The 17619-nt window shown below is 37.1% G+C and carries 16 protein-coding genes; 11 read left to right on the top strand and 5 right to left on the bottom strand.

Annotation, left to right across the window (positions count from 1 at the left end; translation table 11 throughout):
• Nucleotides 1–1302 (bottom strand): anthranilate synthase component I family protein, encoded by a 1302-nt coding sequence (locus LV704_RS17050; RefSeq protein ID WP_163422557.1) that lies wholly within the window; start codon nucleotides 1300–1302, stop codon nucleotides 1–3.
• Between the two features lie 7 nt (nucleotides 1303–1309).
• On the bottom strand, nucleotides 1310–1840 hold the full coding sequence (locus LV704_RS17045) for an NADPH-dependent FMN reductase (RefSeq protein ID WP_163422558.1): 531 nt from the start codon (nucleotides 1838–1840) through the stop codon (nucleotides 1310–1312).
• Between the two features lie 129 nt (nucleotides 1841–1969).
• On the opposite strand from LV704_RS17045, the gene LV704_RS17040 reads away from it, so the two are divergent.
• On the top strand, nucleotides 1970–3166 hold the full coding sequence (locus tag LV704_RS17040; protein WP_163422559.1) for an acyltransferase family protein: 1197 nt from the start codon (nucleotides 1970–1972) through the stop codon (nucleotides 3164–3166).
• A gap of 85 nt (nucleotides 3167–3251) precedes the next feature.
• Complete coding sequence (locus tag LV704_RS17035) at nucleotides 3252–4661, top strand: DUF3179 domain-containing protein (RefSeq protein ID WP_163422560.1); 1410 nt, start codon at nucleotides 3252–3254, stop codon at nucleotides 4659–4661.
• 60 nt (nucleotides 4662–4721) lie between these two features.
• On the opposite strand, the gene lpdA is transcribed toward LV704_RS17035, so the two are convergent.
• Complete coding sequence (gene lpdA, locus LV704_RS17030) at nucleotides 4722–6128, bottom strand: dihydrolipoyl dehydrogenase (RefSeq protein WP_163422561.1); 1407 nt, start codon at nucleotides 6126–6128, stop codon at nucleotides 4722–4724.
• Nucleotides 6129–6308: 180 nt separating this feature from the next.
• Here lpdA and LV704_RS17025 point away from each other — a divergent pair, with 180 nt between their 5' ends.
• The 3 genes from LV704_RS17025 (at nucleotide 6309) to LV704_RS17015 (ending at nucleotide 9679) form a co-directional block, all read left to right on the top strand.
• Nucleotides 6309–7358, top strand: a complete 1050-nt coding sequence (locus tag LV704_RS17025; RefSeq protein WP_163422562.1) for an AraC family transcriptional regulator — start codon at nucleotides 6309–6311, stop codon at nucleotides 7356–7358.
• Nucleotides 7359–7595: 237 nt separating this feature from the next.
• Nucleotides 7596–8753: an NTP/NDP exchange transporter gene (locus tag LV704_RS17020; RefSeq protein WP_163422563.1), complete on the top strand. Its 1158-nt coding sequence runs from the start codon at nucleotides 7596–7598 to the stop codon at nucleotides 8751–8753.
• Nucleotides 8750–9679 carry an aldo/keto reductase gene (locus LV704_RS17015; RefSeq protein WP_163422564.1) on the top strand — a complete coding sequence of 310 codons (930 nt, stop codon included), beginning with the start codon at nucleotides 8750–8752 and terminating at the stop codon, nucleotides 9677–9679. Before LV704_RS17020 ends, LV704_RS17015 begins: the two co-directional genes overlap by 4 nt.
• Nucleotides 9680–9685: 6 nt before the next feature.
• Here the strand turns inward: LV704_RS17015 and LV704_RS17010 are convergent, their stop codons facing one another.
• Entirely contained in the window at nucleotides 9686–10075 is a 390-nt protein-coding gene (locus LV704_RS17010; protein WP_163422565.1) for a hypothetical protein, read from the bottom strand.
• A gap of 108 nt (nucleotides 10076–10183) precedes the next feature.
• Nucleotides 10184–10642, bottom strand: coding sequence for an Lrp/AsnC family transcriptional regulator (locus LV704_RS17005; RefSeq protein ID WP_163422566.1), 459 nt, complete (start codon nucleotides 10640–10642; stop codon nucleotides 10184–10186).
• 150 nt (nucleotides 10643–10792) lie between these two features.
• On the opposite strand from LV704_RS17005, the gene LV704_RS17000 reads away from it, so the two are divergent.
• The 6 genes from LV704_RS17000 to LV704_RS16975 all read left to right on the top strand — a co-directional run bounded on the left by LV704_RS17000 (nucleotide 10793) and on the right by LV704_RS16975 (nucleotide 17617).
• On the top strand, nucleotides 10793–12013 hold the full coding sequence (locus tag LV704_RS17000; RefSeq protein ID WP_163422567.1) for an aminotransferase class I/II-fold pyridoxal phosphate-dependent enzyme: 1221 nt from the start codon (nucleotides 10793–10795) through the stop codon (nucleotides 12011–12013).
• Between the two features lie 71 nt (nucleotides 12014–12084).
• Nucleotides 12085–13575 carry a Na+/H+ antiporter NhaC gene (nhaC, locus tag LV704_RS16995; protein ID WP_163422568.1) on the top strand — a complete coding sequence of 497 codons (1491 nt, stop codon included), beginning with the start codon at nucleotides 12085–12087 and terminating at the stop codon, nucleotides 13573–13575.
• Nucleotides 13576–13667: 92 nt separating this feature from the next.
• A complete protein-coding gene (gene tpx / locus LV704_RS16990) occupies nucleotides 13668–14174 on the top strand; it encodes a thiol peroxidase (protein WP_163422569.1) in 507 nt (168 codons plus the stop codon).
• Nucleotides 14167–14532 (top strand): diacylglycerol kinase family protein, encoded by a 366-nt coding sequence (locus LV704_RS16985; protein WP_163422570.1) that lies wholly within the window; start codon nucleotides 14167–14169, stop codon nucleotides 14530–14532. The genes tpx and LV704_RS16985 overlap by 8 nt, the downstream gene beginning before the upstream one ends.
• Nucleotides 14533–14596: 64 nt before the next feature.
• The gene (locus LV704_RS16980) at nucleotides 14597–16966 is read left to right on the top strand and encodes a DNA translocase FtsK (protein ID WP_163422571.1); all 2370 of its coding nucleotides are present in this window, start codon (nucleotides 14597–14599) and stop codon (nucleotides 16964–16966) included.
• 3 nt (nucleotides 16967–16969) lie between these two features.
• A complete protein-coding gene (locus LV704_RS16975) occupies nucleotides 16970–17617 on the top strand; it encodes an outer membrane lipoprotein carrier protein LolA (protein ID WP_163422572.1) in 648 nt (215 codons plus the stop codon).
• The last annotated feature ends 2 nt before the right edge of the window (nucleotides 17618–17619 follow it).

Below are 17619 nucleotides of genomic sequence, written 5' to 3'. Positions count from 1 at the left end.
TTAGCTCTGTTCCAATACACTTCTCATGGCCTTAGCCTTGAGCAAACATTCTTGGTATTCTTTTTCAGGATCTGATTTTGCTGTGATGGCGCTTCCCACAGAAAAGGATACATATTTTAAGTGTGCATTGTAAAGTATACTTCGTATGACCACATTAAAATCAAAATTTCCATTTGGGTCAAAATAACCAACTGCGCCACTATAGAGGCCTCGTTTAGTTTCTTCCAACTCTTCTATTATTTTCATAGCTGAAATCTTGGGAGCCCCTGTCATGCTGCCCATTGGAAAAGTTTCCTTTATAAGTTCAAATGGGTTCTTGTCTTTTGGCACTTTAGAAACAACCGTAGAAATCATTTGGTGCACTTGTTTAAATGTATGCACTTTACACAATTCTCTCACTTGCACACTACCTTTTAATGCGCTTTTAGACAAGTCATTACGCACTAAATCAGTAATCATAACATTCTCGGCCCTTTCTTTTTCGTCATTTTCAAGCAGAGTTCTAAACTGTTCGTCTTCTATTTTGTTTGTTCCTCTCTGGGCCGTTCCTTTAATAGGTTGTGAAATAATAGTTTCTCCCATTTTTTTAAGATAGCGCTCTGGGGAAGCGCTCAGTAAATAATTGTCGCCATTCCTTAAAAACGTTGCAAATGGTGGTCTAGAAATCGTATTTAACTTTTTATAAGTGATTAGCGGATTAATACTTGTGTTTTCCGCATAAAACTCCTGACAAAAATTAGCTTCGTAAATATCTCCCCGATGAATATGTTGTAAAAAGGTATTTGCTTTCTCAAAATAGGCATCTTTATGGATACGCATTTTTATGTGCGCAGCTTGTGAAGATTCTCCTTTTTTGCTTTCTGAAAGAATCGACTTTTCTATTTCAGAATAGTCCTTTTCAATTTCATCTGCGCAACCGTCTAAATATAAAAAGCTGATTTCGTTTCCTTTAAACCTGATGATTTTAGAAGGTTGAAAAAAATGAATTTTAGGAAAATCAAGCCCATCAAAATTTAGGGAAACCAAATCTTCCAGTTCATTTTTCAAATCATAGGAAAGATAACCAAACAACCAATCTTGCTTCTTACCGATAAATTCATGTGCTTCATCGGTGCTTTCTATGATTTTACTGAACCCATCGGTCTGTCTGGCAATTGCCAAAATCGCATCAAAAGAACCGTACTTATCTGTATGTTCATTGCTATCTAACCATACGATCTTGTCATAGGCCTTTGACCACTCCAATAAATTTTCCTTAAGTATTGAAGGAGAGGAAATTGAGAAAGAACGATGCCTGCGCAATAGGTTTTTACTTTAACGTTTCTAAAAAAGCATTTAAAGCTTTCTGATGTTCAATTTTCAAACTATCGTCTATTATTCCATCAGCGTTAAAATTCTCATGAAATGACGGTAATGAAAACGTTGAAATAATTTCGGCTCCAAATCTCGGTAATAGGCTTTCAATTACACCTATAGACCCTATTCCTCCTCTTTTTCCGCCAGAAGTCGACATCAACAATACTTTTTTATCCAATAAAAACTTACGTTCCAATCTTGACAACCAGTCAATTACATTTTTAAAATAGGCAGAAGGATTACCGTTGTGTTCATTCACTGAAAGTATGATTGCATCAGCACGCTGAATATCATTTTTCAATTCAACTAAAGAATTGGAATACCCTTGTTTTTCTTCATCTTCACTGTACATTGGAAAAGGATACCTTGCCATATTCAGCAATCTAATCTCATGTCCTTCTATTAAAGAAGATGTATGCTTTACTAGTTTATAATTAATGGAAATTGAGGAATTGCTACCTGCCAGTGACAAAATTGCAGCCATATTGGAAAAACTTTGATTGTTTCGCTAAAATACCCCAATTGTACAATACATGCGAGTATTTTGTCTAATTTCGCTTCGCGAAACATCCAAACTAGCTGTTAAGCAAGTATATAGGATAATTGTTTGTAAATGAATACCAAGACCAACAGATTGTTCTTTATTGATGCCATGCGCGCATGGGCTATTTTAATGATGCTACAAGGTCATTTTATAGATGGGCTTTTGGACCCAGTTTTTAGAGATAGAGAAAACGTGGTTTTCAGTGTTTGGCTTTATTTTAGAGGTATTACAGCCCCTGTTTTCTTTACAGTTTCTGGTTTTATTTTCACCTACCTCCTCATAAAGGTTCCTCAAACGGGGTTTGAAAACCCCAGAGTAAAAAAAGGCATCCGTCGCGGGTTCCAATTACTATTGATCGGTTATTTATTACGAATGAACCTTTTTGGGATTTTAAATGGAGAAATATATGATTCATTTTATTTGGTAGATGTCTTGCATTGCATTGGGCTTTCAATTTTGGCACTCATTGGGGTTTATCTTTTTTCTGTTAAGAGAAATAAATATCTTTTTCCAACATTGCTTTCGGGAATTACCATTTTATTATTCTTGTTTGAACCATTATTTAAGGAATGGTCTTTTTCATTTTTACCAAATGCCATCGCAAATTATTTCACCAAGGCCAATGGCTCTGTCTTTACAATAATTCCGTGGTTGGGCTATGCCACAATGGGAGGATTCATTTCCATCCTTTTCAACAGATTCAAAGACCACAAGTATCTATATGAAATTGCTATAAGCTTATCGCTAGTTTTAGGATCTTTATTGATTTTCGCTTCTTCAGATGCCTTTTTGTACATTCACAGGCTAACTGGTATACAGCTTTTTGCAGATATTTTCTTTAATAACTATCTATTTATTCGATTAGGAGATGTGTTTGTGGTCTTTGCCATTTTTATGTTGCTTCGCAAGTACATGACCAACAAAACGATATTGAGTGTTGGTGCAAGTACACTCTCTATTTATGTAATCCACTTTGTAATTTTATATGGAAGCTTCACCGGATTAGGGCTATACAGATTTTTTAACCACATTTTAATTCCATCCGTGGTCATTCCAGGAGCATTCGCGTTTATGTTTACGTGTACTTTTTTAGCTTTGAGGTACAATAAGTATGAATCTGAAATCAAGGGCAACATCTCTTGGAGCTTAGAATTTGCAAAAAACCAAAGCATTGGTCTCTACAAAACAAGCAAACCGGTTCTTAAAGAAATCTCTCTTAGGGTAAAGCTGTTTTTGCATAGAGTTTTTGGCTTGGCCAAAAACTAATTGATTCTTCAATTTTTCACAAAAAATAGTTAATTATAAGATTTATAGGTTTTTATACCGACACACCTAATATAAATCTGCTATTATGTTTGCCGCGTTTAAGGTTAGAAGCTTTGTGTTTTTCTCTGTTTATATTTTAATTTCTTCTATATATTACTTTGGAGATCACACAACTGTTTTCGGCAATAAAGAACCCTTAACCAATAAAAAGGAGATTTCCACGTACTTTTTAGATTTGTTAAATGAGAATGACCCTCAAATTACAGCTAGAGCGATTAATTTCATTGATGAGAATTGGAAAGAAAGTCATGAAATTATGCTCTTGGAATCATTATACTTCTCAAGATCTACAGCACATTCCAATAAGCTACTTAAACTGTTGCAAAGAAAAACCAACAAACAATTTGGTTTCGATTATGACAAATGGTTTCAATGGCTTTGGAACAAGGAAGCAACATATTCCGAGGCGTATTATCATTTTAAGGCAGAGCTTCATCAATCAATAGATCCTAGATTCAGAAAGTACTTTTTAGATAGAAGTAAGCAATCCTTAATTAGATTGGATGAGGTGCGCTGGGGTGGCGTATTTCAGGACGGTATTCCTCCGCTACGCAATCCTAAAATGATAGCTCCCATAGCGGCCAATTATTTAGATGGTAATGCCACAGTCTTTGGTATAGAAGTGAATGGGGATGCAAGAGCATATCCAAAGCAAATTTTAGCTTGGCATGAAATGTTTGTTGATAAGGTTGGCGGGATTGCCGTTGCTGGTGTTTATTGTACCTTGTGTGGAACAGTAATCCTTTATAAAACGGAGCAAAATGGTGTTAATTATGAACTGGGCACCAGTGGTTTCTTATACCGTTCCAATAAGCTTATGTATGACAATGCCACGCAATCCCTTTGGAGCACTCTGGAAGGGGAACCCGTTATAGGCCCCTTGGTCGGAAAAGGAATAAAACTTGATTATCTAAGCGTAGTTACCACTACCTGGGATGAATGGAAGAAAAGGCATCCGGAAACCAAAGTGTTGTCCTTGGATACAGGGTACCAAAGGGTTTATAGAGAGGGAGTTGCCTACAAAGATTATTTTTCAACTGATGATCTAATGTTTACAGTTCCTAAAATAGATCGTCGATTAAAAAACAAAGATGAAATTCTAGCCATACGACTACCAGAAGAAACTAGCGATAATATTGCCATCAGTAGTAGATTCTTAAAAAAGAACCCCATTTATTCAAGTAAAATTGCCCATACTCCTTTTACAATATTTACAGATAAAACTGGAGCGCACAGAGTCTACAAAACAAAAGGAAAAACATTTATGCATTATGATGGCCAAAACACTATTGTGGATAAGAACGGAAATGAGTGGAAAATTAAAGAAAATGAGTTGGTTGGTCCAAATGAACAGCTACTTGAACGTTTGCCATCCCATAATGCTTTTTGGTTTGGTTACCAGGCCGCGTTTCCAGATGTGATATTAATAAAGTAGGGTTGCTAAGATGAGGAGGAGAGCCCTGGCTATTTCGATAGTCAGGGCTCATTGTTTTTTCTAAATATGTAGCGCCCTGTCTTCTGTAGCAGCCAAGGCCGCTTCTTTAACAGCTTCCGCATAGGTAGGGTGCGCATGGCTCATGCGAGCTATATCTTCAGCAGACGCCCTAAACTCCATTGCAGTAACACCTTCTGTAATTAAATCTGCGCAACGGGCACCAATCATATGAACTCCCAATACCTCATCGGTAGTTTTATCGGCAAGTATTTTCACAAAACCATCAATATCCATACTGGCTCTTGCACGTCCTAAGGCTCGCATAGGGAACTGCCCTACTTTGTATTCAGTTCCTGCTTCCTTCAATTCTTCTTCTGTTTTACCAACGGCAGCAACTTCTGGCCATGTGTAAACAACACCCGGGATTAAATTATAGTTGATATGAGGTTTTTGTCCTGCAATCAATTCAGCAACCATAGAACCTTCCTCCTCTGCTTTGTGCGCTAACATAGCACCACGAACTACATCGCCAATGGCATAAATATTGGAAACATTGGTCTGCAAATGTTCGTTGACTCCTACTCTACCTCTTTCATCCAATTTTACTCCAGCTGCCTCAGCATTCAATCCATCCGTATAAGGTCTACGGCCTACAGAAACTAAACAATAGTCTCCTGTAAAGGTCACTTCTTGCCCTTTTTTATCATCTGCTTTTATGACAACTTCATCTCCTTTTCGCTCTACAGATTTAACTTTATGTGATAGGTTGAACTTTACTTTCTGCTTTTTCATTGCTCTCATCAATTCTTTGGAAAGCCCTCCGTCCATTCCTGGAATAATTCGGTCCATGAACTCCACAACAGTAACTTCTGAACCTAGACGTTTGTATACTTGCCCCAATTCCAGTCCAATAACACCTCCACCAATCACAATCATATGTTTTGGAATCTCTTTGAGTTCCAAAGCCTCTGTGGAAGTTATAATACGTTCCTTGTCAATATTAATAAATGGAAGTGAAGATGGTTTGGAACCAGTCGCAATAATGGTATGCTTTGCTTCTATGGTTTCTTTCTTCCCATCTGTCTTATCTACATTGATATGTGTAGCATCTTTAAAGCTACCAACTCCCTCATAGACATCAATTTTGTTTTTATCCATCAAAAACTGGATGCCTTTGGTGGTTTGATCAACAACACCCTGCTTTCTGGCAATCATCTGTTTTAAATTGACTTTGACCTCTCCTGGGATGTCAATTCCGTGTTCTTCAAAATGCTTTATGGCATCTTCATAATGATGGGAAGAATCCAAAAGTGCTTTTGAAGGGATACAGCCCACATTTAGACAGGTACCACCCAATGTGCTATACTTTTCAATAATTGCAGTTTTCATTCCTAATTGCGCGCAGCGAATTGCCGCTACATAGCCTCCAGGTCCAGAGCCAATAACGGCCACATCATATTGATTCATACTCTATTTCTTAGGGATATTATTTAATTCGATAATCCATTACAAAAATAACAATGTTTATCTGAAAAGGCTTTGTTCTTTTGAGATTTGATTGTGCATCACTTTTATCACGATTGGCATTGGCTGTTAAGGTTATCTTATTTCCAATCAATTCGAACAAATTCTGGTTATATTTAGTTTATGCGAACCACAAGATTAAACAAAGAAATAGAAGTGTTTATGGCCGGCGTTGGGGCTACCCAAAGTTTTTTAATGGCGTTTTACAGTTTCTCAGAACGAAAAAAAGATTTCAGGAACCTTTTACTTTGCCTGTTTTTTATCTCCGTAACACTTAGACTCACCAAATCTATTCTTTGGGTTTATTTAGATTCCATCCCCTTATGGTTTATCGATTTTGGTTTTATTGCTCATTCAATTTCTGGGCCAGCCCTGTTTCTTTATACCTTGTATTTTCTATTTCCAAAAAAATGGGCATCACAGAATCTTTTACATTTTGTGCCCAGCTCCATTTTACTATTTTTCATCACCACTCTTTCGCTAAATGGTTTTTGGAATTCTGGGGGCTATTCCTTTCTTCTTTTTCATCAAGTAACATACAGTGGTTTGGCAGTTACTCTTTTGGCTGTCCGGTTTTTATCCAAAAAGTATAAATCACCAATAGATAGAACTTCTGTTATCTGGATAACAACCTTAGTCCTTGGAACCGCTTTATTGCAATTTTTGTATTTCTCTAACTATATTTTAGGCCTTACGCCATATTTGCTTGGGCCTGTAACCTACCTTCCATTTATTTACTTTATGGCGTTTCTAGTGTTCAAGAACCCTTCACTTTTAAAGCATGATACTTCAAGAAAACATCAAAACATTAGGCTCACGGAGAAAGAACTTCTTTATAGCGCAAAACAACTTCAATCCTTAATGCAAGATGAAAAACTATATCTAGATTCAAACTGTACTTTAAACAAGGTTGCAAAGCACGCAAAATTACCCGCTTACCTTGTTTCGCACATTGTAAACAATACCATTGGAAAAAGCTTTCCTGATTTTTTGAATGGGTACAGGATTGAAGAGGCAAAAAAGTGCCTGTCACACCCAAATTACAGAAATACTAAAATTGCAAGCATTGCCTATGATTGCGGATTCAATACATTGTCTTCTTTTAATATCGCCTTTAAAAAATTTACTGGCTCAACTCCAACACAGTTTCAGAAGAACAACATTTCTATTTAGCCTTTTATAAATCCATCAGACATATTCACCAATCAAAAAGGGTGAACAGACATTAACCCCCATATTCGCTATAGTATAAAATGGGATTAAGGCTTCATGAGACAACATTTCAATACCCCAGCATTTCAACCACTAAAGCAATTAAGCAGCAAAGAGTTAAAGCTTATTGCACATTCTTTTTTGTATTTTTTCTGTTTACTATGTTGCTATTTTATCTTAAGGCCTTTACGGGACGAGATGGGCATAGTAAATGGTGCCATAAACATGCAATGGCTCTTTACCGGGACTTTTGTTACCATGTTGTGCATTGTCCCCATATTCAGTCTCTTGGTATCTAGAAATTCAATTAAAAGAGTACTCCTCTTTTCATATTCTTTCTTTATTGGCAACATCTTGTTATTTTATTTGTTTTTTGAGGTTTTTGGTATTTCAAGGGTAGTTGCTATTTCATTTTTTATCTGGCTAAGTGTTTTCAACTTATTTGTGGTCTCTCTATTCTGGAGTTTTATGGCCGATGTATTTTCAAGTAAATCGTCTAAACGGTTTTTTGGAATAATTGCATCCGGAGGAAGTTTAGGAGCACTAACCGGTCCGGTTATAGCAAATAATTTAAGTTCTAAATTCCCCATAAGCATACTTCTACTCGTAGCTGCTTTCTTTTTGATAGCTGCACTTTTATGCATTCTTGGCATTCTGAAACTATCAGATAAGAAACAGCATTTTAACAAAGTAATCCAAACCAATACTGTAAACGTTAAAAGACTGTTTGAAGGAGTTCAAAATATAATGAAATCACCATATCTTTTAGGTATTGTTGCTTTTGTTCTGCTCTATACCTCCATTTCCACCGTTCTTTATTTTGAACAAGCGCATATTGTGGAAGAAGTGCTAACCAAGAGCACGGAGCGGATACGTTATTTTTCAAGTATTGATTTTAGGGTAAATGCAATAGCCATTATTGGTCAATTGTTTTTTACCGGAAGTATTATAAAAAAGTCCGGACTTTCTATAGTACTGGCTTCCATTCCTTTTATCATGGGTGTTGGATTAATTGTCTTAGGGCTAAATCCTTCTTTAAGCATTATTGCAATGTTGATGGTAGTGCATAGAGCTGGGAATTTTATGTTATTGCGCCCTAGTAAGGAAATTCTATTTACTGTTTCTTCTTTTGAAGATAAATACAAAGCCAAAAACTTTATAGATACTGCAATCTATCGTGGAGGGGATGCGCTGGTTGGCTGGTTTTTTGCCGGATTGGTTGCTCTTGGTTGGGGTTTGGGTGCTATTGCATTCCTTGCCATACCCATTTCCTTCTTATGGAGTTTTATAGGTTATCGGTTAGGAAAACAGCAGCTAAAAAAAGAGAATCTATTAACTTTAAACAACAAGATATGAAAACAATGTATAATAGAAGAGAAGCACTAAAATTGTCCTTATTGGCAGGGATTGGGTTCTCATTCCCTTCTTTTGCACACCCTTTGAATATAGATAAGAAAGTCCTATCCAGAATTATACCATCAACCGGAGAAACATTACCTGTTGTAGGTCTTGGCACATGGCAAACTTTTGATGTTGGAAATGCTCTTGAACAACGTGAGATTTTAAGTCAGGTACTACTGGAAATGTACCGTTTAGGTGGTACCGTTATTGATTCTTCACCCATGTATGGCAGTTCTGAAAAAGTGGTGGGTGATTTAACAAGTAAGCTAAATTTTAAAAACAAGCTGTTTTATGCTACCAAGGTTTGGACATCGGGTAAACAAGCGGGAATTCGTCAAATGGAAGCATCCATGCAAAAAATGCAGCGAACAAAAATGGATCTAATTCAGATTCATAACCTAACAGACTGGAAAACCCATGTTAAAACGTTAAAAGATTGGAAAGAACAACAAAAGATACGCTATTGGGGTATTACCCATTATGTGGATTCATCCCATGGCGTTCTAGAAGAAATTATTAAATCTGAAAGACCAGATTTTGTTCAATTTAATTACTCCATCCGATCAAGGCATGCGGAGAATTCATTATTTGAAACGGCTAGAAAATATAATACCGCAACAATCATAAATCAGCCCTACGAAAGTGGTTCCCTGTTTAGATTGGTAAGAGGAAAGGAACTCCCTCAATGGGCCAAAGAACATGGTATTAATAGCTGGGGACAATACTTTTTAAAATTCATTCTGTCCAATGAAAATGTGACTTGCGTGATTCCTGGCACCTCAAAACCACATCATATGATTGATAATATGGGTGCAGGTCTAGGTAAAATGCCAGACCATAATTTGAGAGGCAAAATGCTTTCACATCTTAAAACGCTTTAACTCTAGCTAAAAAGGAGCTAAAGGAAATTTAACAGCACCATACCTGCCCAACCAAATACCACCAATAAGAGATAGATTCAACCCGGTCTCAAACCACAAAGGACCATGCCATTGGCCGCAAGCGGCTGCAAGGGACATTTTACCCAAAATAAACAGTGAGATGAAGCAATGAGGTAAAAAATTGTCTTTGACCACGATCAATGTGGAAATAAACCCAGCTAAAATGGCAGAAGTGAATAGCGACATACTTCCAAGAAGAAGTTCTTGTGATGACGAAGTACAAAAACTTAAGTTGTTAAATAAAATGTCTTCTGTAATTGTGGTGTAAAGCATCAAAGACAGTCCGCCAATGATTGTTGCCAGCACCGTGAGGAAAACTCGCGTACGGGAATTCATTCGTAAAAAGATGTTTTTTGATTGTTGTTCGTTTCTTGATTTGGACAGAAATTAGGAATATCATTCCAATGCAACCGTCCATTTAACACCGTTTTACGTTAAACTTTCTTAAATATAAACTGAAGTACTGTTCTTTACTTCTTTAATGGAAAAGGAACTTTGAGTACTTCCAATATTACTTATGGCTGTTAGTTTTGTAACCATAAACTCTCTATAATTTTTCATGTTTTTCACATTAACTTTTAAAATGTAATCATAGTCACCACTTACATGAAAACATTCTGATACTTCTTCTAATTTTAAAATTTCACGTTCAAACCGAAGTACATTTTCCTTGGTATGTTGTATTAACTTAATATGGCATAAAACCGTAAAGTCGCGTTGTACTTTTTCTTTGTTGATTAGGGCTACATAATTGGTAATGACCCCTGTGCGTTCAAGTCTTCGTATTCGTTCATAGACTGCTGTTTTAGATAGCTGTAAACTGTCCGCGTACTCTTTTGTGGTTTTTTTACAATCTTCTTGCAACAATTTCACCAGTTGTATATCCTTATCATCAAGTTCCATTCTGATTATTTTTCGGTTAAAACCTTATTACGCTATTAAAAATAGAACAAAAAACTATATTAATTAAAATTTTAAGTTTAAAATCTAATTATTTATATATATATTGATTTTAATTCATAATAATATTATTTTTACTTAAAAAGTATTCAAATGGACTATAAGGCATCAGAAAACATTCAGGACTTACAATATTTTGGTGAGTTTGGCGGGGTTAACCCCTCAATTTCAGATTCATCAACCTATACCTTCCTTTCAGCAAAAACAATGTTTGATACTTTTGAGGGCAATACCGAAGGCTGCTATTTGTACAGTAGGCACTCCTCCCCTTCTAACCTATATCTTGGGGAGGCCTTAGCACAACTGGAAGGAACAGAATCGGCTAATGTATATGCAAGTGGCATGGGCGCTATCAGCTCCGTGATTATGCAATTGTGTAATGCCAATAAGCATATTGTATGTAGCCGAACCATTTATGGAGGTACTTATGCATTTCTGAAAAACTTTTTAAAGAAATTCAACATCTCCACGTCGTTCATTGATATTACAGATTTAGAAATTGTTGAGCAGTCCATCACCCCAAAAACAAAAATGATTTATTGTGAAGCAGTAAGCAATCCTTTGCTTGAGGTAGCGGATATCCAATCGCTTTCTAGATTGGCAAAAAAGCACGGGATTCCATTGGTTGTAGACAATACCTTTTCACCATTAAATATCAACGCGGCCAAACTTGGAGCTGAAATTGTTATTCACAGCCTTACCAAATTTATTAATGGAAGTAGTGATTGTGTAGCTGGTGCTGTCTGTGCTTCTACGGATTTCTGCCTTAGTTTAAAAGATGTAAACGATGGTGCTGGAATGTTATTGGGAAGTACATTGGACAGTCTTAGGGCTGCTTCCATATTAAAGAACATGCGAACCCTGCATGTCCGTATCAAAAAGCACAGTGAGAATGCGCATTACCTAGCAGCAGCTTTTGAAAAGGACGGCCTAAAGGCAGTATATCCCGGTTTGGAAAGTCACCCCGGTCATGAAACCATGAAAAATCAAATGAATGCTGAGTACGGTTTTGGAGGGTTAATGACTTTGGACGTAGGTTCGTTAGAAAATGCCAACGCTCTAATGGAATTAATGCAAAAAGAGAAATTGGGTTACTTGGCGGTAAGTCTTGGTTTTTATAAAACATTATTTAGTGCTCCGGGTACATCTACCTCTTCAGAAATTCCTTTGGAAGAGCAAGAAGAACTAGGTTTATCCCAAGGGCTTATCCGCTTCTCAATAGGTTTGGACAATGATATTCATAAAACGTATTTAACAATGCGTTCCTGTATGGAAGAGTTGGAAATCTTACCAAAAAAAGCTGTTTTGGTTTAGAAAGGTAAAGAGTACCTGTTTGGAGAACAAACTTCAAAGTCGTAATATTACCTTATACCAAACTTCAATTAATGTCCGAAAAGAAGAAGAAAGCCAAGTATCGCGAAGACGAAAAAATCATTGAAAATAGAGAACTGAATATCTGGGAAGCCCTTATCCCTGTTTTTGCCTTAGTGGGCATGTTGGCCTACAACGTATATGTTTTTGGGGATGATGCACTTAGTGGCTCCAATCAGTTTATTCTGCTATTAGGCGGTGCGGTTGCAGCTATTGTAGGCTTTTTTAACAAGGTATCTTATAAACAAATGATATCTGAAGTAGCGGAAAATGTAAAATCCACTACTGGAGCGTTGCTCATTTTATTAATGGTAGGTGCACTATCTGGAACTTGGCTGGTAAGCGGTATTATTCCGGCGATGATTTATTACGGCCTACAAATACTTAACCCCACCATTTTTCTCGCTGCTTGTGTTATTATTTGTGCAATAATCTCCATTGCCACAGGAAGCAGCTGGACAACTTCAGCTACAGTTGGTATTGCACTTATAGGTATTGGGGATGCATTGGGTATCTCTTTGGGCATGACAGCTGGCGCTGTACTTTCAGGAGCTTATTTTGGTGATAAAATGTCACCATTGAGTGATACCACCAATTTGGCACCTGCAATGGCTGGTGGCGATTTGTTCTCCCATATCCGCTATATGACTTGGACAACAATACCAACCATCAGTATCACTTTTCTGATTTTTATTATTCTAGGATTCACAATTGATTCTTCTGGAGTTGCAGATACAGATGCCATTTTAAAAAATATAGCCGCCACCTTCAATATTAATGGATGGCTATTTATAGTCCCGTTGGTCGTTATTTTTTTAATTGTAAAAAAGGCACCTCCGCTGCTAGCATTATTAATTGGAACATTATTGGGAGGTGTATTTGCGTTAATTTTTCAACCAGAAATAGTAACCACCATTGGTGGTGGAACAAGTCTGAATTTTGAATCTGCGTACAAGGGTATTTTAAACGCAATAACGGTGGATACCAATATTGCCACAGATGACGCTGCTTTGAGTAAATTGTTTTCATCTGGAGGAATGTCCGGAATGTTAGGTACTATCTGGCTCATTGTTTGTGCTATGGTTTTTGGTGGTATTATGGACGGTATAGGTGCTTTAGAACGTATTACCAAGTCTCTTTTAAGTATGGCAAAAACAACTTTTGGGCTTTTTGCAAGTACAGTTGGAAGTTGTTTGGCACTTAACGTAACGGCATCTGATCAATATTTAGCCCTTGTAGTGCCCGGGAAAATGTTTGCAAAAGCATATAAAGAAAGAGGATTGGCTCCAGAAAACCTTAGTAGAACATTAGAGGACTCTGGAACTGTTACCTCTGTTTTAATTCCATGGAACACTTGTGGCGCATATCATAGTGGTGTTTTGGGCGTTGGCGTGGCAGAATACTTTTTCTATGCCATCTTTAATTGGCTAAGTCCATTTATGACCTTGTTATTTGCAGCTTTCAGAATTAAAATAAAACAGCTGGTAACACCAGAAAATGCATAGGGCAGTCTATAAATTCTGATTAAATATTTTGCTATAATCACGCAAATAAGCGTTTATATTTTTACCTTCACATCAACAAAAATTTCTATAAAATGGCTTCAATAACATTAGGAGGAGCCCCCGCCAATACGGTCGGTGAGCTTCCATCAATAAATACAACTGCACCTAGCTTTAAGCTAACAAAATCTGACCTTTCTGAGGTTTCACTATCAGATTATAGCGGACATAAACTAGTATTAAATATTTTTCCAAGTGTGGATACCGGTACCTGTGCAAAATCAGTTCGTCAATTTAATGAGGAAGCTGCTAAGCTGGAAAACACAAAAGTTTTATGCATTTCTAAAGACCTACCCTTTGCCCAAGCTCGTTTTTGTGGTGCCGAAGGAATTGAAAATGTAGACATGCTTTCAGATTATAAAACAGGAAGTTTTGGAAAAGAGTACGGTGTTGCTTTCGCTGATAGCGCATTTGAAACACTTTTTTCCAGATGTATTGTTGTTGTAGATACGAACGGAAAGATCTTACATACAGAACAAGTGGCTGAGACGGCGGATGAACCAAACTACAAAGCTGCTTTAGATGCGCTGATGAATGCCTAAGGAATCATTTTTAAAAAACAGAATCAAAAGCGTAGGGTATGCCATGAAGGGCATGTTCCTCCTTTTACGTACTGAGGCCAGTATTAAAATTCAGTTTGTAATTGCTTTGGTTGTAACTGGAGCTGGATTCCATTTTAATATTTCCAACATAGAATGGATGATCCAGTTAATTGCCATTGGCATGGTCATGGGTATAGAGGGTCTAAACACCGCCGTTGAAAAATTATCAGATTTTGTTCAACCAGAAAAAGATCCTAAAATAGGTTTTATCAAAGATGTTTCGGCCGGAGCTGTTATGATTGTATCCATTTTAGCAAGCATTGTCGGACTTCTAATTTATGTGCCAAAATTGGTATAAGTGACGTCTAGGGACGTCTTTAGCATCGTAAATTTGTAAATTAGCCCCCATATTAAAAAGATTAATGGCAAAAAAGAGGACAAAATCCAAACCTACATCCGCCAAAAAAGGTTTTTCATTAAAACTCTCAAAGCAAAATAAAATTATTCTGGGAAGTCTTTTGATTGTTCTCAGTATAGCTTTGTTCTTCTCCTTTATGTCCTACTATTTTACCTGGCAAGAAGACCAGAGCATGCTTTCTCAGTTTAAGGACAGAAATGCCCAAGCAAGCAATTTGCTAAATAAATTTGGTGCCGGTATAAGTCACTTTTTCATGTACAAGGGTTTTGGCCTGGCATCATTTGTTTTTCCTCTGTTATTGGCAATAACGGGATTGTATCTTTTTCTTGGACTAGACAACAAGGGACTCATTAGCAAATGGATTTGGGGATTAACTGGAGTTATTTGGATTTCCGTGGCACTGGGATTTTTTGCTTTTGAACAACCTCTTTTAGGTGGGCTGATTGGTTACGAAATGAATGACTTTTTTCAGGACTATACCGGAAAAATCGGAGTTTTCTTAATCCTTTTATTTGTTTTGACCATTATCCTAGTACGGCTATTTAACTTCTCACCAGAAGGAATTGCCAACTTCTTTCGTTCCCAAAGACAAAACCTTAAATCCGATCTTAAAAAAGAGAAGTCAAAAGCTGAAATTTTGACAACTGATGAAAGTAGTATTGAATTAAACATGGACACTGTTGCTCCCATTGTTGTAGATACTTATACACACAAAAAAGACATTCCTCCACTTGAAAATGAAGCTGGCTTGGACGTTAACCTTCCGCAGGAGGAGGAAATAGATATAGATTTAAAGGTTGAAAAGGTAACCGAAGAAAAAGAGGAGAAAGATATAAAGGCGGAAAAATTGGTTAAGGATTTTGGGGAATTTGACCCAAAACTGGAACTTGGAAATTATAAATTCCCTCCAATAGATCTATTAGAGCCCCATGGAGCCTCTGGTGGTATCACCATCAACCAAGAAGAACTTGAAGAAAATAAGAATAGGATTGTAAGCACCCTTAAAAATTACAAAATTGGGATTGCGCAAATAAAGGCCACTATTGGCCCAACGGTTACCCTTTATGAGATTGTCCCCGAAGCTGGTGTTCGCATATCCAAAATTAAAAACCTTGAAGACGATATTGCACTTTCACTAGCAGCATTGGGCATACGAATCATTGCTCCTATTCCTGGAAAAGGAACTATTGGCATTGAGGTTCCCAACAAGAATGCTACCATAGTATCCATGCGATCGGTAATTGCGTCGAATAAATTTCAAAAGGCAGAAATGGAGCTTCCCATAGCCTTTGGAAAAACCATTAGCAACGAAACTTTTGTAGTTGATCTGGCCAAAATGCCGCACATGCTTATGGCGGGTGCCACGGGTCAAGGAAAATCAGTTGGATTAAATGCCGTTATCAGTTCATTGCTTTACAAAAAGCATCCGGCAGAGGTTAAATTCATTTTGGTTGATCCTAAAAAAGTGGAGCTGACACTTTACAACAAGATTGAACGCCATTTCTTGGCAAAACTTCCAGATTCTGATGAAGCTATCATTACAGACAATACCAAAGTAATCAATACCTTGAATTCACTTTGTATTGAAATGGACAACAGATATGAATTGCTCAAATTGGCAATGGTCCGAAACATTAAGGAATACAATGTCAAGTTCAAGTCAAGAAAATTAAACCCTAACGATGGGCATAAGTTCCTTCCGTATATTGTTTTGGTGATCGATGAGTTTGCAGACTTGATCATGACCGCTGGGAAAGAAGTAGAAACCCCTATTGCCAGATTGGCACAATTGGCAAGGGCGATTGGCATTCATTTAATAATAGCCACACAAAGACCTTCGGTAAACGTGATTACGGGAATCATAAAGGCCAACTTTCCTGCAAGGATTGCATTTAGGGTTACTTCAAAAATAGATTCCCGAACAATTTTGGATGCTCAAGGTGCCGATCAACTCATCGGTCGGGGAGATATGTTGTTCACCCAAGGTAATGATGTCACGCGATTGCAATGTGCTTTTGTGGATACCCCTGAAGTTGGTAAAATCACAGAATATATAGGTTCCCAACGTGCCTATCCAGATGCACATTTGCTTCCGGAATATGTTGGCGAAGAATCTGGCACGGGGATTGATTATGATATTGCGGATAGAGATGCAATGTTCCGAGATGCTGCTGAAGTCATTGTAACTGCGCAGCAAGGTTCCGCCTCTCTTATTCAACGAAAACTAAAATTAGGATATAACAGAGCTGGTAGAATTATTGATCAACTGGAAGCAGCCGGAATCGTTGGGCCTTTTGAAGGTAGTAAAGCAAGGCAAGTATTGGTCCCAGACATTTATTCTTTAGAACAACTTTTACAAAACGAAAAAAAGTAAATCATGTTTAAAAAACAACTTCTTTTTATAGGAATCATGACTCTTGGTCTGTGTTCTTATGGACAAAATTCCCCCAAGGCAAAAGCCCTGTTGGACGATGTTTACACCAAGGCAATGAGTTATGACAACATCTACATAGATTTTAATTCTACTTTAGAAAATACTGAAGCAAATCTTAAGCAAGAAACCAATGGGAATGTAACCATTAGTGGTGATAAATATATGCTTGATTATTTGGGTGCGCAGCAATTAAATGATGGAAAAAAAGTATACACCATTGTACCTGAAAATGAAGAAGTAACTATAGAAGATGTAAACGAAGACAATAATGTGGTTACCCCATCAAAAATGCTTACGTTTTATAGAACTGGACATAATTATCAGTGGGATATTCTTCAAAATGTGGGAGGTAGAAAAATTCAGTATGTGAAATTGACTCCCATTGATTCAAATACTGAAATTAAGTCTATTTTATTAGGGGTAGATGTTCAGACCAAACATATCTATAAGCTTATACAGATAGGTGAAAACAGTACCAAAACATCTATCACCGTTAATTCTTTCAAAACAAATCAGTCACTTTCAAATACCCTGTTTACCTTTAACGCGAAAAAATACGAAGACAAAGGTTACTATATCATAAGAAACTAAGG

Origin of the sequence: Flagellimonas sp. CMM7, assembly GCF_021390195.1 — a bacterium.
In the GTDB taxonomy this organism is placed as follows: Bacteria; Bacteroidota; Bacteroidia; order Flavobacteriales; family Flavobacteriaceae; genus Flagellimonas.
This window is presented reverse-complemented; position numbering and strand designations above follow the sequence as displayed.

Excerpts from the sequence above, each read along its gene's own strand:
- LV704_RS17035 (WP_163422560.1), top strand. The coding sequence starts at position 3,252 with ATGTTTGCCGCGTTTAAGGTTAGAAGCTTTGTGTTTTTCTCTGTTTAT.
- LV704_RS16985 (WP_163422570.1), top strand. The coding sequence starts at position 14,167 with ATGCCTAAGGAATCATTTTTAAAAAACAGAATCAAAAGCGTAGGGTAT.
- LV704_RS17000 (WP_163422567.1), top strand. The coding sequence starts at position 10,793 with ATGGACTATAAGGCATCAGAAAACATTCAGGACTTACAATATTTTGGT.
- LV704_RS17040 (WP_163422559.1), top strand. The coding sequence starts at position 1,970 with ATGAATACCAAGACCAACAGATTGTTCTTTATTGATGCCATGCGCGCA.
- LV704_RS17025 (WP_163422562.1), top strand. The coding sequence starts at position 6,309 with ATGCGAACCACAAGATTAAACAAAGAAATAGAAGTGTTTATGGCCGGC.
- tpx (WP_163422569.1), top strand. The coding sequence starts at position 13,668 with ATGGCTTCAATAACATTAGGAGGAGCCCCCGCCAATACGGTCGGTGAG.
- LV704_RS16980 (WP_163422571.1), top strand. The coding sequence starts at position 14,597 with ATGGCAAAAAAGAGGACAAAATCCAAACCTACATCCGCCAAAAAAGGT.
- LV704_RS17005 (WP_163422566.1), bottom strand. The coding sequence starts at position 10,642 with ATGGAACTTGATGATAAGGATATACAACTGGTGAAATTGTTGCAAGAA.
- LV704_RS17020 (WP_163422563.1), top strand. The coding sequence starts at position 7,596 with ATGGGCATAGTAAATGGTGCCATAAACATGCAATGGCTCTTTACCGGG.
- LV704_RS17045 (WP_163422558.1), bottom strand. The coding sequence starts at position 1,840 with ATGGCTGCAATTTTGTCACTGGCAGGTAGCAATTCCTCAATTTCCATT.
- LV704_RS16975 (WP_163422572.1), top strand. The coding sequence starts at position 16,970 with ATGTTTAAAAAACAACTTCTTTTTATAGGAATCATGACTCTTGGTCTG.
- LV704_RS17010 (WP_163422565.1), bottom strand. The coding sequence starts at position 10,075 with ATGAATTCCCGTACGCGAGTTTTCCTCACGGTGCTGGCAACAATCATT.
- nhaC (WP_163422568.1), top strand. The coding sequence starts at position 12,085 with ATGTCCGAAAAGAAGAAGAAAGCCAAGTATCGCGAAGACGAAAAAATC.
- lpdA (WP_163422561.1), bottom strand. The coding sequence starts at position 6,128 with ATGAATCAATATGATGTGGCCGTTATTGGCTCTGGACCTGGAGGCTAT.
- LV704_RS17015 (WP_163422564.1), top strand. The coding sequence starts at position 8,750 with ATGAAAACAATGTATAATAGAAGAGAAGCACTAAAATTGTCCTTATTG.